This is a genomic window from Arthrobacter sp. cf158 (assembly GCF_900106835.1).
In the GTDB taxonomy this organism is placed as follows: domain Bacteria; phylum Actinomycetota; class Actinomycetes; order Actinomycetales; family Micrococcaceae; genus Arthrobacter.
Window position 1 is genome coordinate 445,917 of record NZ_FNNR01000001.1, and the last position, 14,768, is coordinate 460,684.

Below are 14,768 nucleotides of genomic sequence, written 5' to 3' on the forward strand. Positions count from 1 at the left end.
CTTTTAGCTCCCAACATCCTACGGGTTGTCCGTGGCCACCCCCGAACCCTGCTTTTGTTCCGCTTCTTGAAGGGCCATGGCGGCCGCGGAAATGTTCCGGGCCATCGACGGGAAGATGAAGCCGTGGAACGGGTACACGCCCAACCAGTAGAGTCTTCCCGCCAAACCGCGCGGGAAGAAGATGGCGCGCTGCTTGTAGAGGCTCCCGCCGCCGTCGGGCTCCACGCCCAACTCAAGCCAGGCGCCCCCGGGCGCCCGCATCTCCGCCCTGAGCCGCAGCAGGTGGCCGCGGTCGATCGCCTCCACCCGCCACCAATCCACTACCTCGCCGGTGTTCAGAGTCTTGGGATGTCGCCGCCCCCGCAGCAGCCCGGCGCCGCCCTGCAGTTTGTCCAACCAGCCCCGGACCCGCCATGCCAGCGGCAGCGAGTACCAGCCGTTCTTGCCGCCGATGCCCTCGATGATGGTCCATACGTGGCGCGGATGGGCCTCGCTGTGGAAGGTCCGCTCGTCCAGGAACACCTTGTAACCGGCCCAATCGGGGTCGCTCGGAAGGGGATCGGCGTCAATGCCGGCGTTCGCCCATGTGGTCTCCACCTGACCGTCACGTTCTTTGCCGAGCGCCAAGGCGACGGCGCGGCGGTAGGGCGTCAGGCCGCCGTCGGGCTGCGGGAAGAAATCGTCGACGTCGTGCTCCCGCGACACAGCGTCATGCTGCAGCGACTGCACCAACGGCAGGGACATTGACAACGGGATGGGCGTCACCAGGGCCACCCAGAGGCCTGCCAGCTTGGGCGCCGGGACAGGGAGTGCGATGACCAGCCGCCGGGGGAGCCCGCGCTCCACGGCGTACTCGTTCATCATCTCCTTGTACTTCAGGACCTCCCGCGACCCGATATCGAACGTACGGTTGACGTTTCCCGGAAGCGCTGCAGCAGCCACCAAATAGTGCAGGACGTCCCGCACAGCGATGGCCTCGATCCGGTTGTTAACCCAACTGGGTGCCGGCATGACGGGCAGTGTGTCGGCCAGGTGCCGGATCATTTCGAAGGATGCCGAACCCGAACCAATCACCACACCGGCCTGGAACACCACAGCGTCCACCGGCGATTCCAGGAACACCCGGCCCACCGTTTCGCGGGAACGCATGTGCGTGGAGAGTTCAGTGTTCAACGGGTGCAATCCACCGAGGTAGACGATCCTGTCCACACCGGCGTCTGCAGCGGCATCGGCCACGAGACGGGCCATCGCTTCTTCCTTGGCCTCGAATCCGCTCCCGGATGCCATTGAGTGGACCAAGTAATACAGGACATCGACGCCGTCCAAGGCCTCGGTGAGTCCGTCGGCGTCGGACAGGCTGTTCTCGATGATCTCCACGTCGTCATGCCAGGGAACGTCCGCGATCTTCTGCGGCGTCCGGACCAGGACCTTGACCCGGTGGCCTGCTTCAAGGAGCCGGGGGACCAGGCGGCCGCCGATGTATCCGGTGGCACCGGTGACCAACACGGTCTTGGTGTCCTGCGGGGTATTGGAATGCGTAGCTTCCGAAGGCTGCAAAGGAACTCCTGGGGCTGGGGGTAGAGGTAGGCTGGAATGACCCGGCATTCATCTGAATTTCCGGGCATTTGTGTTGCCTGCCCTTGGACCCACCCTAGGAGTTTCTGCCATGAGCCTCAACGGTCTGCGCCGCGCACTGGCGGAGGACAAGACTTTCGCGCGCGTCCGAACGGAAGCTCAGCGGCCCTTCAACGACCGCAATACCGACTACCAGATCAGTGCGCCCACGGGCATGCGTGCCGTCCTGCTGGCTGAAATGGCCGACGCCTTGGCTTCCGCCGGCGTCGAAGAGAACGGCGCCCCCGTAGTCCTCGCCGTCACCGCTACCGGCCGCGAAGCCGAGGACCTCACTGCAGCGCTCGCTTCGTATCTTCCCGCGGAGTCTGTGGCCACCTTTCCCAGTTGGGAGACGCTCCCTCACGAGCGGCTTTCGCCACGCTCCGACACCGTGGGTCGCCGACTCTCAGTGCTGCGCCGCCTGACCCACCCTGAAACCTCGACGGCGGCCCCATTGCGGGTTGTGGTGGCCCCGGTTCGCGCCGTGGTCCAGCCAATTGTTGCCGGCTTGGGAGATCTGGTTCCCGTGACGCTGGCAGTGGGACAGGAGCGTTCCTTCACGGAGGTGGTCCGGGCCCTGTCCGATGCCGCGTACGCCCGGGTGGACATGGTGACGCACCGCGGCGAATTCGCGGTCCGCGGTGGCATCCTGGACGTGTTCCCGCCCACCGAAGACCACCCCATCCGCGTGGAATTCTTCGGCGATGAGGTGGACCAGATGCGCTGGTTCGCCGTTGCTGACCAGCGCTCGCTGTCCGCCCCGGGGATCCACCACCCCACGGAACTGCACGCCCCACCGTGCCGGGAAATCCTGATCACGCCCTCGGTGATGTCCCGTGCCTCCAAGTTGAAGGCAGACATGCCGGCCGCGGCAGACATGCTGGAGAAGATCGCCGGCGGCATCGCCGTCGAGGGCATGGAATCCCTGGCCCCCGTGTTGGTGGACGCCATGGTCCCGTTCGTGGACCAGCTCCCCGCCGGCTCTCTGTCAGTGGTCATCGAGCCGGAGAAGGTGCGCACCCGCGCGCACGATCTCGCAGCCACCAACGAAGAGTTCCTGGAAGCTGCCTGGTCAACTGCGTCCGACGGCGGTGCGGCGCCTCTTGACCTGTCCTCCCAGGCTTCCACCGACCTCCACGCCGCCAGTTTCCGTTCCCTCACCGACACCCGCTCGGCCGCCCTTGAGCACGCGGTGTCCTGGTGGTCCATCACGTCCCTGGCCTCGGATGAGGACTTGGTCCTGGACATCGATGTCCTCAACATGCGCGCCCGGGAACCGCGTGGATATCAAGGCGAAGTTGCCGAGATGCTGGAGTTCATCGGCTCCCGTGTCCGCGAGCAATGGCGTGTGGTGGTGGTGACCGATGGCCCGGGCCCTGCCCAGCGCCTGGCCGAGCTGTTCCACGATGCCGACATCCCGTGTTCCCGCGTTGAGTCCTTGGATAAGGAGCCACAGCCCGGAATCATCGAGGTGACCACCGCCGCCGTCGGACGTGGTTTTGTACTGGACGGGCTCAAACTGGGCCTGTTGACCGAAGCTGACCTCTTGGGGCGCGCTACGGCCAGCTCCACCAAGGACATGCGCCGCATGCCGTCCAAACGGCGGAACGCCGTGGACCCGCTGCAGTTGCACGCAGGCGACTTCGTGGTGCATGAGCAACATGGAATCGGCCGTTTCGTGGAGCTGATCCAGCGGAAGGTGGCCGGTACGTCATCGTCGGATGCCGGGCTGCGCGAGTACCTGGTGCTGGAGTACGCGCCATCCAAGCGCGGCGCTCCCGGCGACCGGCTCTTCGTCCCCACCGACCAGCTGGACCAAGTAACCCGCTACGTAGGCGGGGACGCGCCCGCACTGAGCAAAATGGGCGGCGCCGACTGGGCCAGCACCAAGTCCAAGGCACGCAAGGCAGTCAAGGAGATTGCCGGCGAGCTGATCCGGCTGTATTCGGCGCGCATGGCATCCCGTGGCCACGCCTTTGCGGCAGACACCCCGTGGCAGCGCGAGCTTGAAGAAGCCTTCCCGTACGTTGAAACGCCGGATCAGTTGACCACCATCAACGAGGTCAAGGCGGACATGGAGCGGGAGATCCCCATGGATCGCCTGGTGTCCGGCGACGTGGGCTACGGAAAGACCGAGATCGCTGTGCGTGCTGCCTTCAAGGCAGTGCAGGACGGCAAACAGGTGGCCGTTCTGGTGCCCACCACCCTCCTTGCCCAGCAGCACTACGAAACCTTTACGGAGCGCTTCTCCGGCTTCCCCCTGCGCGTGAAGCCCCTGTCCCGCTTTCAGAGCGGCAAAGAAGCCAAGGAAACTGCTGAGGGCGTCAAGAGCGGCGCCGTGGACGTGGTGATTGGTACGCACCGGCTTCTGTCCAAGGACTTCGAGTTCAAGGACCTCGGCCTGGTGATTGTGGATGAAGAGCAGCGCTTCGGTGTGGAACACAAGGAAGCGCTCAAGAAGATGCGCACCAACGTGGATGTGCTGGCCATGAGTGCTACACCGATTCCGCGAACCTTGGAAATGTCCCTTACTGGAATCCGCGAGACCTCAACGTTGGCAACGCCTCCGGAAGAACGGCACCCTGTCCTGACGTATGTGGGTCCCTACACCAACAAGCAGACGTCGGCAGCGATCCGCCGTGAGCTCATGCGCGAAGGCCAGGTGTTCTTCGTCCACAACCGCGTCTCGTCCATTGAACGCATCGCCGCACAGATCCGTGAACTGGTGCCCGAGGCCCGGGTGGAAGTTGCGCATGGACAGATGTCCGAGAGCCGCCTTGAGAAGATCATCGTGGACTTCTGGGAGAAGCGCTTCGACGTGCTGGTGTGCACCACCATCATTGAGACTGGCCTGGATATTTCCAACGCCAACACCTTGATTGTGGACGGAGCGGACAAATACGGGCTTTCCCAACTCCATCAGCTGCGCGGACGTGTTGGCCGTGGCCGCGAACGCGCGTACGCCTACTTCCTCTACCCGTCGGAAAAGCCGCTGGGTGAGGTGGCGCTGGAACGCCTGAAGGCCGTGGCAGCCCACAACGAGCTCGGGGCCGGCATGCAGCTGGCCATGAAGGACCTGGAAATCCGTGGCGCCGGCAACCTCCTCGGTGGCGAACAGTCCGGCCACATCCAGGGCGTGGGCTTCGATCTCTACATCCGCCTGGTGGGAGAAGCTGTTGCCGAATACCGCGGCGAGGCCGAGGAGAAGGCCGCCGAGATGAAGATCGAGCTGCCGGTGAATGCGCACCTTCCGCATGACTACGTGCCCGGGGAAAGGCTTCGCCTGGAGGCTTACCGCAAGCTGGCTGCGGCGATCACCTACGAAGCCATCGACGAGGTCCTCGCAGAACTCGTGGACCGGTATGGTGAGCCTCCGTTGCCGGCCCAGAACCTCATTGCCGTGGCCCGCTTCCGGGTGGGTGCCCGCGAAGCCGGGTTGTCCGACGTCGCACTTCAGGGAAACTTCATCCGCTTCTCGCCAGCACAACTGCCTGAGTCCAAAACCATGCGCCTGAACCGCATGTACCCCGGTTCGCAGGTGAAGCCTGCGTTGGACGCGGTGCTGATCCCCAAGCCCAAGACGGCAAGGATCGGCGGTCGGGACCTTCAGGACGCCGAAATCCTGCAGTGGGCGAACAACGTCATCGAGGCGATCTTCACCGACGTGCCCGTAAAGGCGGGCTAGCCGGATGATGGGAGGACACCACGCCGCGTCGGGAGCCGCGGCGTGGATAGCTATTGCCTCGACCGGCCCGTATGCCCTGGGCTGGTATCCCTTGGATTCCACCGGCATCCTGATTGGAGCCATGGCGACGGCGGGCACCGCCTTGGTCTGCGACTGGGACCACCGCCACAGCACCATAGCGAACTCGCTGCCGCCGCTGTCCAACGTGATTGCGGTTGGCATCGAAAAAGCCAGCGGCGGGCATCGGCAGGGAACGCACTCATTGCTGGGCGCCTCGGCGTTCGTAGTGCTGGCGGCGATGGCGGCACAGTTCCAGATGGTGACACCCGTGGGAAAGCTCTCGGTGGGCGCAGGTCTGCTGTGCATGTTCATGATCAACCTGGCTGCCAAGGCTCTGAACCTGTTTCCCAAGTCCGGCTGGATCACCAACTGGCTGTTCGCTGTGGTGATGGCCGGGCTGGTGACATGGTTCGCACCGGATCAGTGGGGATGGCTGCCGTTGTCCATGCTGACCGGTGTTGTGGTGCACATCGTGGGGGACATGATCACTGTGGGTGGTGTGCCACTTTTGTGGCCAATTGTCATAAAACCACCAAAGTTTCTCCGGAAATCCCTCATTAGTGGAATTTGGCGGGCAAACGGCGCCTTCTCCATTCCACTGCTGGGGCGGGCTGGTTCCCGGCGTGAATGGTTGGTCCTTATTCCTGTCAGTGGATATGCCATGGTGGGCATGGGTATTGCTGCCTGGACGCTTGCACAGCAGCATTGGCCCGGGATTTTGGCGGCTCTGGGCGGTGTGGTGCAGTTGCCGTGACACCAAAGCAGGCATAGTATCTCTTCCACCAAGGTGCGGGTCATGTAACGCAATTGGAATAATTCCGGGAGACCAATACAAGTAGTGCTCCCGTTGGAAAACTGCGTACATCTCCGGTGAACCAAGAGATCCCGTTCAACTTTTCGAGTATCGACTACTCGTGCCCTTTGAGAGCCACCCCACATAGCTTGGACCTCGACGTCAAATTGTTTGACTAATCGGAGGTTCAGATGGATCTGCTCCACCCGCACAGTATCCATACCGGCATCAGGGGGAGTCTTCAGGCACGGCGACATACTGAGTCAATGCGGCGCACGCAGGTTGATTTGGAAGTCGTCATCCCCGCATATAACGAGGCCGCAAGAATACCCACCACACTTGTCCAAACGGTCGATTTCCTGGCCGGCAAACCATGGACGTCACGCATTGTGGTGGTGGACAACTGCAGTACGGACGAGACCGGCGCCATAGTGCGCAAAATATCCCGGGACACTGGAAGCAGTGTCCCGATTTCCGTGGTGGGCTGTTCCCTGCGCGGGAAAGGAGCTGCTGTTCGCCGGGGATTGCTGAGTGGTTCCTCGAAATACACAGGATTCTTCGATGCCGACCTCGCTACGCCTTTGAACACCTTGGTGGCGGCAATGGAGCACCTGGAACAAGGGGCCTCGGCGGTGATTGCCTCGCGTCATGCTCCCGGTTCCACCTTCGTGCAGCCCCAACAGTTGGGGCGACGCGTTGGCGGAACAGCTTTCCGTGTGCTGACCAAATCCAAGGTCAAGGGCATTTTTGATACACAATGCGGTTTCAAGTTCTTTGAACGTGACGCTCTGACTGCGGCCATGGTGCAATGCCGTGCCACCGGATTTGCTTTCGACGTTGAGCTTCTGCTCCGTCTACAGCACGAAGGGGCCAGAATCGTTGAATTACCCGTCGCATGGACGGATGGTGCGGCCTCAACCTTCAGGCCCTTCAAGGACGGAATTGCCAGTTTTGCCTCAGTCCTCCAACTCAATAAGGCGATGCCATGACGGACACTTTTGTTCCCGCGAACATGCCCGCCCAACTGGCCGGAAAGCGGATCCTGGTGCTGAATTGGAGGGATATCAAGCATTCCCAGGCCGGCGGCGCAGAACAGTACATGCACGAAATCTCACGGCGATGGATAGAATACGGCGCTGAAGTTACCTGGTTTACGGGCCGGGAAGAACACCAGGCTGCCGAGGGCGTTGTGGACGGCATCAGGATCATCCGGTCAGGTGGACCTTTGGCTCTTTATGGCCAGGCCGCCCTTAAGCTGCTGCACACCCGGACCTGGTTTGACGGCGTGATCGATTGCCAAAATGGGATTCCGTTTTTTGCGCCCCTGTTCCTTCCGCGGGAAATGCCGATCGTGCAATTGATCCATCATGTTCACCAGGATCAATTCCGTACCAGGTTCTCCGCGCCCATGGCAGCCGTGGGCCGTTTTCTTGAGGGCACCGGGGCAAAGGCTGTGTACGGCAACCGCGCCATCGCGGCAGTTTCCCCGTCCACCAGGTTCGAACTTCGCAAGCTGGGTTTCTCCGGCCCAATTCACGTGGTGCCCAATGGAACGATCGAGGTTCCGCGAACTGTCGGCCCGCGCGATCCGGACCCCAACATCGTGGTCGTCAGCCGTTTGGTACCGCACAAGCGGCTGGACCTGTTGCTGGGCCAGTTCGCCGTTGCGGCCCGCAGCGTTCCCAAACTGCGCCTGGAGATTGTGGGTGACGGCCCGGAACGGGGCCGGCTCCAGCAGCTCGCCATGGACCTGGGCCTGGATGACATCGTGACGTTCCACGGGTACCAGCCCAACGAAGTCCGCAACAACCTCCTGAACCGGGCATGGCTGACGGCCTCCACCTCCGCGTCGGAAGGATGGGGTTGTTCTGTGATCGAAGCCGCTGCCTGGGGTGTTCCTTGCCTTGCCCTCCGTGTTCCGGGCATCCGTGACTCCGTTGTAGATGGCAGCACCGGGTGGTTGGTGGATACTGCAAAGGACTTCGGAACGGCAATGGTGTCCGCCCTCAAGACGCTGTCCCGGCAAGACGTGGCACGGGATATTTCTGCGCAATGCCAGGAATGGGCCCGGTGCTTTACCTGGGACCGCAGCGCGGCGTTGCTGGCTGGTGTCCTCCTCGAAGAGGAAGCGCTCCGACGCGAAGGCGACCAGTCAGGTGTTGCCCGTTCCGATATGTCCACGCTGGTGCACTTCGACCTGCCGGTGGGGGCCAACCTGCACTCGATCCTGCGGCCAACAGACGAAGTGGTCCAGAACCAAGGACGTGTGTCGGTTCTGATGAAGGGACGGGACGAGTTTGAGGCCTTTGCTGTCATGAGGCGCATCGGAGTGGTATCTGCCGAACTCCGGGCGGTGGGACGCAGCACGCTCCTGGCCGGACCTGGAAGCACGTTCACCCCCGCAGATGCCGTTGAAGGTCTGTAACCGGCATCAGAGCGTGGGGAAATTGAGGGGGAATCATGACTGACACTTTGCATGACCTGGAGGCTGCCTCCAGCACCGGGGAACGGCCAGCACTAGGGACTCCGGACGTGGGGGCGAAGGTGGCCGAGAACAGCGGCTTTCTGTCCGTAGCTGCCGGCGTGGTGGGTGTGGTCAGCTACGCGTGCTCACTCCTTATGGCCAATATGTTGGGAACCGCGGATTACACACAGTTCGCGGCTGCGGCGATGCTTCTGGGTGTTGTTGGCATCGTGGCGTCCGCCCTGGTTCCCCTGCCGTTGTCCCACTTTGTGGCGGTTCACCCCGCGGGGTCGGATGGGCGCCGGGACGGCATGGCCTTCTCCGTTTTCCTCTCCTGCATCGCGGGCATCGCAGCCGCAGCAACAACCGGGGCCTTGACGCTGGCCTTTTCGACGCCGCCACTGGCCGCCGCCGTAGCGACGGGCGCGCTGGCCATCTTCCTCATGGCGGCGCCGTCGGGCTGGCTGCAAGGTGAACTCCGCTTCACGTGGTACGCCATGACCACCATCGGCGAAGTGCTGTTGAGGTTGGGATTCAGCGTCCTGGTGATTCTCCTTGCCTGGGGTGCTGTGGGGGCGATCCTCGGATTCGCCGTCGGCGCGCTGGCCCTGGTGGCGGTGCCTTGGTCCTTTTACCGCGATCTCCAGTGGCGTCCGGGAGTCCTTCGGCAGAGATGGCGGTGGGCGGAGACCAGCGACATCGCATCGGTCCTGTGCGTTGTCTCTGTTCTGGTGGGCGTTGATGTGGTGGTGGTGGCGTTCCTGGACGAGGGGCCCGCCGCTGCAGGATTTCAGGCTCTGGCCACCATTGCCAAGGGGCCGGTCTACGTTGCGGCCGGGACCGCGCTGGTAGCGTTTCCCCTGCTCCGCCGCCCTGGGGTCAATGTCCGCGAGGTACTTGGTGCCGCGTTCGCCTCGTTCAGCCAATTGGCGGTGGTGGCGTTCGCGATCATTGCCACTGCCCCCCACCTTCTTGCTGGTGTCATCATTCCGGAGAAGTACCACGGTTCCCTGGAACTGCTGCCGTGGCTCGCGGCCGCCGGATTGGGCTACGCCGTACTGACCGTCCTCACCACCATCCTGCTCGCCCTGCGGGCCTACCGTCGCTGCCAGCTCGGCCTGGCGTGCGCTTGCCTTCTGGTGGTGGCGGGACTCTGGACCGGGTGGCAACTGGACGCAGTGAGCGGGCTGGCGGTGGGATCGGCCATCGGTGCAGTGGTTGCGGCGGCAGTGCTGATCCTCATTTCCTGGCCGGTCCTCGCCGCCGTCGGCCCGGCGAAGGGGGCCTACCGTTTCAGCGCAGGCACCTCCGTCCTGTTGCTGCTCCTTGCTGTGGCCGCGCAACTCCAGCCCGTCGCGTGGCTGGTCCTGGCCGCCATCAGCGGCATCGCGGTCCTGGCCCATCAACGCGGCTTGCTGCCGCGGACGCTCGGTTGGGGGACAGCACGACGACGGTTCGGCGCGCCTGTGCGGTCTGCCGGACGGCGTTCGAAAGCCGCGGACCCTTCTTCCAACCGCCTGGCGATATCCATGGTTCGGGTGGTGTCCAGCCCTGTCTCGGCCTTTATCGCGGTGTCAGCGGCGGCGTTTGGCGTGCGGGCCATCGGCTTGGCGCGCGGTTTTGAGCTGTGGGTGGATGAGCTGCTGTACGTCCGCCTGGGGGAGTCGCTCACCACAGGGCAAGTTCCCACGCTGCCGGATGGGCCGTTCTTCCTCCATCCGCCAGGCTTCTTCCTCCTGGAAGCCGGCACCATCAAGCTGTTTGGCATCTCTGGTGACATCGTGGAGGTGGTCCTGCAGCTCCGCTGGCTCAATGCCGCGCTGGGGGCCATCACCGTCGGCCTGGGGTTCCTGTTGGTCAGGAAACTTGCCGGCACGACGGCGGCCTGGCTCGCCGCGGTGGTCCTGGCCTTTGAACCATTCATCCTGCGCAATAACAGCCACGCATTCCTGGAGACGTCGGCGATGGCCTTCGTGCTGGCCGGATTCCTCGTCCTGACGGGCACCCGGACACCGAACAGGCGGCTGCCAGCAGCACTGCGGCTCATTGCGGTGGGTCTCCTGCTGGGCTACGCAGTCCTCTGCAAAGATTTCTTTATCATCTGCACTGTCGGTCCGGTGGCGGTAGCCGTGATCTGGAAACGGACCCTGCCATGGCGGCAGGCCGCCGTCGTACTCATTGCAGCCGCGGTACCGTATGCCACCTACTTGGCCATAGCGGCCTCGCAGGCCCATCTACCCGACTGGATCGAGGCGAAGACCAGCGGAATACTGCGGGCTTCGGGTCTGGAAAAGAGCACCGGGTTCACCGCAGAAGGGTCACCGAACATCATGACCCGGTTGATCGAGCAGAGCGGCCACTTCGGCACAAGCTACCTGCTGCTGGCCCTGTGCCCGGTAGCCGGTGCCCTGCTGTGCTTCAGCCGGCGCGCAGACCGGAGGGTGATCGGGCTGGCCGGTTTCGCCTTGGGCGCTGCCGGTGCCTACAGCGCCGCGTTTGGCACCTTTGAAGAGCAATACGGCTACGGCGTCATGATTGCCGGCGTGTTGTGCTCCGTCCTGGTAGTAGTGGAGCTGAGGGAGAGGTTCAGCGAGCGATCCCGTAAGGGATTCCGTCAAGGCCGGACGTTCCTGGCCATCGCCAGCTTGTGCTTCGTCGCCTTGACCGTGGTGCTGGGCGCCCGGACGGCGTTTACGGTGGACGACGGATTTGTCCAAGTCAAGGACTGGGTCAAAAACAACCTCCCCCAGGAGGCCCGGGTGAGTGTCAGCAACAGCACCGGCGAGTTCGCGTTTGCCGACGATCCGCGATTTGGCGTGTGGCCTTCCGCGCCCCTGATGCAGGGGGCCGGGGCAAACTACATCCTGACCCAATCCCACCCAACCAGCCAAGGCTATGGCTACGCACAACCTGAGATGCTCACGTGGCTTAAGGAATACGCGACGCCTGTCTTCAGTGCTGAGGGGCCAACCAACGGTTCCACCACGCTATGGCTCGTAGCACCTGCCGAGCTCAGCATGGGTGCCGCCAACGGAACGGGAACTCCCTCCAAAACGTACGAGACAGAACGGTGAACCCCTTGAGAATATTGCACCTGGGTTTCGAGGATCCCCGTATGCCCGGCGCCGGTGGGGGATCGGTGCGGACCCACGAGACCAATCGCCGCCTGGCCGCCAGCGGTTTCAGGGTCACCGTGCTGACCACACGGTATCCGGGCTGGCAGGAAAGGATTCAGGATGGGGTTCACTACGTACCCGTTGGCTTCGGAGAGGGCCGTACGCGCTTGACCCGGTTGTTGGGATACGTGGTCCGGTTGCCCTTCGAAGCCCGCAAGCGCCGGGCGGCAACCGATCTGGTGGTGGAGGACTTCTTCGCCCCCTTCTCCACCATGGCCGCGCCGTTATGGACCACTAAACCCACCCTTGGCGTAGTGCAGTGGTTGCATGCCCGTGACAAGGCGCGGCAATACAAGCTGCCTCTGCACTGGATGGAACGCTTTGGAGTGCGGCGTCACCGGCGGGCAATCGCGGTCTCGCAGGGAATTTCGGATCGCCTGACAGCCCTGAACCCGGACCTCCACGTGGACGTGATCGGTAACGGGGTGGATCCTGCCGCATGGAAACCTGCGCCAACGGTTGGCCGGGACATCCTTTGCCTCGGACGGCTCGAGTTCACAGGCAAAGGACTCGATCTCCTACTGGAGGCTTGGGCCCAATGCTGCGGGCTCATCGACGGCCGGCTGCTGATTGCCGGAACGGGCCCTGATGAGGCCCGGTTGCGGGCAGCCATTGACGAGGCTGGGCTTTCCAGCTCGGTACGCCTGGTGGGCTGGCTTTCCGGGGATGCAAAGTTCAATGCCCTGCGTGATGCGCGGTTGGTGGTGGTTCCTTCCCGGCAGGAGACCTTCGGTTTGGTCGCCATAGAGGCACTGGCTGTCGGGACGCCAGTGATTGCTTTCGACATTCCCTGCTTGCGGGAGATTGTGCCACGAGGTGCGGGATGGCTGGTTGACGCGTTCGACGTCGGCGCCCTCGCCAAGGCGCTCGCAGAGCGCTACTCGCAGGATGGACTTGACGTAGCAGGCCAGCAGGGGCGGGCCTTTGCCGCCGGCTACGACTGGGACCGGCTGGCTGCTCTCCAGGGCGAGGCTTACCGTGCAGCAGAGAGGAGGTAGGGCCTTGGTTCATCAATCCAGAATCGATCGATCCCTGGCGGGAAATGCGCCGTGGCTGTTCCTCTCGCCGCACTTGGACGACGCCGTCCTGTCCTGCGGAGCTCTGATCGAAGCGCAGGCCCAGGGGCGTGAGGTGATCGTTGCAACCCTTTTCACAGAGGCCTCGGATGGGCCCCACACCAGGGCCGCACGGTCCTTCATGAGCCAATGCGCTGTCAAGGATGCCGGGGAGCTGTTTGATGCCCGCAAGGCGGAGGACAAGGCAGTCCTTGAGGATATGGGCGTCCAATCGATACACCTCGGTGCCGTTGATGCGCTGTTCCGTCAACGCCGGGCGCCCAAGCTGGGCAGCGAAGCGTGGAACAGGCTTCTTCCGGAAATGACCCACCGTTACCCCACGTACAGGTTCGACATCGCAATGGGTCGGATTGCCAGGGGTGACCGTTCACTGATTGGCCAGCTCCGCAACGACGTGGCAGCACTGTTGGCGTTGACCGGTGCGGAACTGTTGTTCTGCCCGGTGGGTGTGGGCAAACACGTGGATCATCTCATCACGCGTGAGGCCGGCTTGGGTCATCCGGATCACGTGGTGCTCTACTCGGACTTCCCCTACAACCTCGACCATGAACCGGACGCGTCCCGTTTGGCGCGCTGGGGCTATGTACCGTGGACTTGGGACCACGGCCTCATCGCCAAACCACCGCGGATACGTCAATACACCACCCAGGCGGATGCGCTTTTTCCGTCAGGCCACATCCCTGTGACAGCAGAAACGTACTTCGTTCCTGCTGACCAGTATCCGGCAGCGCGCAGTTCCTAGCAGCCGTCCCTGTTGTTGGACACCACGTTGCCCGGGGCATCTCCCAGCGTCATTGCCCCGCTCTGGCAAATGACGTTGTCGGTCACGGTGATGTTCTTGAGCTCGCCTTGGAAGTTCAGCCACGGGCCTGGTGTATCGGTGAAGGAGTTGTTCTTCACCACGACGTCGTGAACAGCCGCTGTGCCGTCGTAGTACCCAATTTTGACTCCGTTGGGGGAGCCCCAGAACCGGTTGTCCTCTACGGCAATGTTGTAGATCTCATGCGTTCCGACGGCCAGCTGCATCGCGGAACCGTGGGACCCGCCGCGGACTTTGTTGTTCCGGTAGATCACGTCGTAGACCGGCGAACCGATGGTTTGTGCCACGAGGCCGTCGTCGCCGTCGTCTCCTTGGCGTTGATCCACAGTGTTGCCTTCCACCATGCCGCCGTGTGAGTCGGTGATGTGGATGCCGTCCAGTTGGTCGTACTTGCCGCTGCTGGTTACCAACGTGTCATTGTTACGGACGCAGAAGTTACTGCTGCCCACCACGGCGATGGAGTAGGTAAAGGGATTCCGGGTGCGGACGTCTTCCACCAACGCATTGGTGCTGTGCCGGACATCGATCAGGTATTCGGTCAGGCGCCCCGTGGCGTTGCCGTTCAACTCGTCGCCGCTTTGGTCCGCCGTGAGGTGGGAAATGGTGACGTTCTGCGCGCCGTTGGTGGTGATCAGAGGATGCCCTCCGAAGGGGCCTTTGGTGTCCAGGAACCCCGGACCGGCCTTCAGAACGGTGGCTGCGCCGGTTCCTTTGAGCGCAACATTGCTCTTGAGGATCAGGGGGCCGCCCAAAACGAGGGTGCCCTGGGGCAGTTCGACGATGCCCCCACCGTCCTGGGAGGCGGCGTCAATCAATTGCTGCAGCGCCTTGGACGTATCCTCGGGGTCCAAGTAGCCCTTGATGGTGAACGCCCTGGCTTCCGTGGCTTGGCTGCCGGGAGCACTGCAGTACGTTGGGTTCGCGTCGACGGCGCCGGGTTTAGCCGCGACGACGGCCACGCCGACGCCTGCCGCGGCCAGTGCCACAACCAGTAACGCAACCTTGGGGACCGCCGATTTCATGGCAACACCCTATCCTGCGGGGGTTACCGGCGGGTTAAAAAGAAGCGGCCCAGGCTGG

The 14,768-nt window shown here is 63.2% G+C and carries 9 protein-coding genes; 7 read left to right on the plus strand and 2 right to left on the minus strand.

The genetic code is table 11. From position 1 onward, the window contains the following. Positions 1–18 precede the first annotated feature (18 nt). Positions 19–1,557 carry an SDR family oxidoreductase gene (locus BLW08_RS02075; protein ID WP_091323088.1) on the minus strand — a complete coding sequence of 513 codons (1,539 nt, stop codon included), beginning with the start codon at positions 1,555–1,557 and terminating at the stop codon, positions 19–21. A gap of 109 nt (positions 1,558–1,666) precedes the next feature. Between BLW08_RS02075 and mfd the strand changes: the two genes are divergently transcribed. The 7 genes from mfd to BLW08_RS02110 all read left to right on the plus strand — a co-directional run bounded on the left by mfd (position 1,667) and on the right by BLW08_RS02110 (position 13,610). Then, positions 1,667–5,299: a transcription-repair coupling factor gene (mfd, locus tag BLW08_RS02080; RefSeq protein ID WP_091323090.1), complete on the plus strand. Its 3,633-nt coding sequence runs from the start codon at positions 1,667–1,669 to the stop codon at positions 5,297–5,299. A gap of 4 nt (positions 5,300–5,303) precedes the next feature. Beyond that, positions 5,304–6,113, plus strand: coding sequence for a metal-dependent hydrolase (locus tag BLW08_RS02085; protein WP_090819678.1), 810 nt, complete (start codon positions 5,304–5,306; stop codon positions 6,111–6,113). 305 nt (positions 6,114–6,418) lie between these two features. Beyond that, positions 6,419–7,141 (plus strand): glycosyltransferase, encoded by a 723-nt coding sequence (locus BLW08_RS02090; RefSeq protein WP_254779622.1) that lies wholly within the window; start codon positions 6,419–6,421, stop codon positions 7,139–7,141. Next, positions 7,138–8,577: a glycosyltransferase family 4 protein gene (locus tag BLW08_RS02095; RefSeq protein WP_090819672.1), complete on the plus strand. Its 1,440-nt coding sequence runs from the start codon at positions 7,138–7,140 to the stop codon at positions 8,575–8,577. Before BLW08_RS02090 ends, BLW08_RS02095 begins: the two co-directional genes overlap by 4 nt. 35 nt (positions 8,578–8,612) lie before the next feature. Further along, positions 8,613–11,690 (plus strand): polysaccharide biosynthesis protein, encoded by a 3,078-nt coding sequence (locus BLW08_RS02100; RefSeq protein WP_091323093.1) that lies wholly within the window; start codon positions 8,613–8,615, stop codon positions 11,688–11,690. 5 nt (positions 11,691–11,695) lie between these two features. Further along, positions 11,696–12,790 carry a glycosyltransferase family 4 protein gene (locus BLW08_RS02105; RefSeq protein ID WP_254779623.1) on the plus strand — a complete coding sequence of 365 codons (1,095 nt, stop codon included), beginning with the start codon at positions 11,696–11,698 and terminating at the stop codon, positions 12,788–12,790. Between the two features lie 4 nt (positions 12,791–12,794). Then, positions 12,795–13,610 carry a PIG-L deacetylase family protein gene (locus BLW08_RS02110; protein ID WP_254779624.1) on the plus strand — a complete coding sequence of 272 codons (816 nt, stop codon included), beginning with the start codon at positions 12,795–12,797 and terminating at the stop codon, positions 13,608–13,610. On the opposite strand, the gene BLW08_RS02115 is transcribed toward BLW08_RS02110, so the two are convergent. Then, positions 13,607–14,710, minus strand: a complete 1,104-nt coding sequence (locus tag BLW08_RS02115; protein WP_090819664.1) for a right-handed parallel beta-helix repeat-containing protein — start codon at positions 14,708–14,710, stop codon at positions 13,607–13,609. The genes BLW08_RS02110 and BLW08_RS02115 overlap by 4 nt on opposite strands. Positions 14,711–14,768: the final 58 nt, after the last annotated feature.

What these genes read in the sequence shown, in the direction of transcription:
- mfd (WP_091323090.1), top strand. Translation starts at nt 1,667, where the DNA reads ATGAGCCTCAACGGTCTGCGCCGCGCACTGGCGGAGGACAAGACTTTC.
- BLW08_RS02085 (WP_090819678.1), top strand. Translation starts at nt 5,304, where the DNA reads ATGATGGGAGGACACCACGCCGCGTCGGGAGCCGCGGCGTGGATAGCT.
- BLW08_RS02090 (WP_254779622.1), top strand. Translation starts at nt 6,419, where the DNA reads ATGCGGCGCACGCAGGTTGATTTGGAAGTCGTCATCCCCGCATATAAC.
- BLW08_RS02095 (WP_090819672.1), top strand. Translation starts at nt 7,138, where the DNA reads ATGACGGACACTTTTGTTCCCGCGAACATGCCCGCCCAACTGGCCGGA.
- BLW08_RS02100 (WP_091323093.1), top strand. Translation starts at nt 8,613, where the DNA reads ATGACTGACACTTTGCATGACCTGGAGGCTGCCTCCAGCACCGGGGAA.
- BLW08_RS02115 (WP_090819664.1), bottom strand. Translation starts at nt 14,710, where the DNA reads ATGAAATCGGCGGTCCCCAAGGTTGCGTTACTGGTTGTGGCACTGGCC.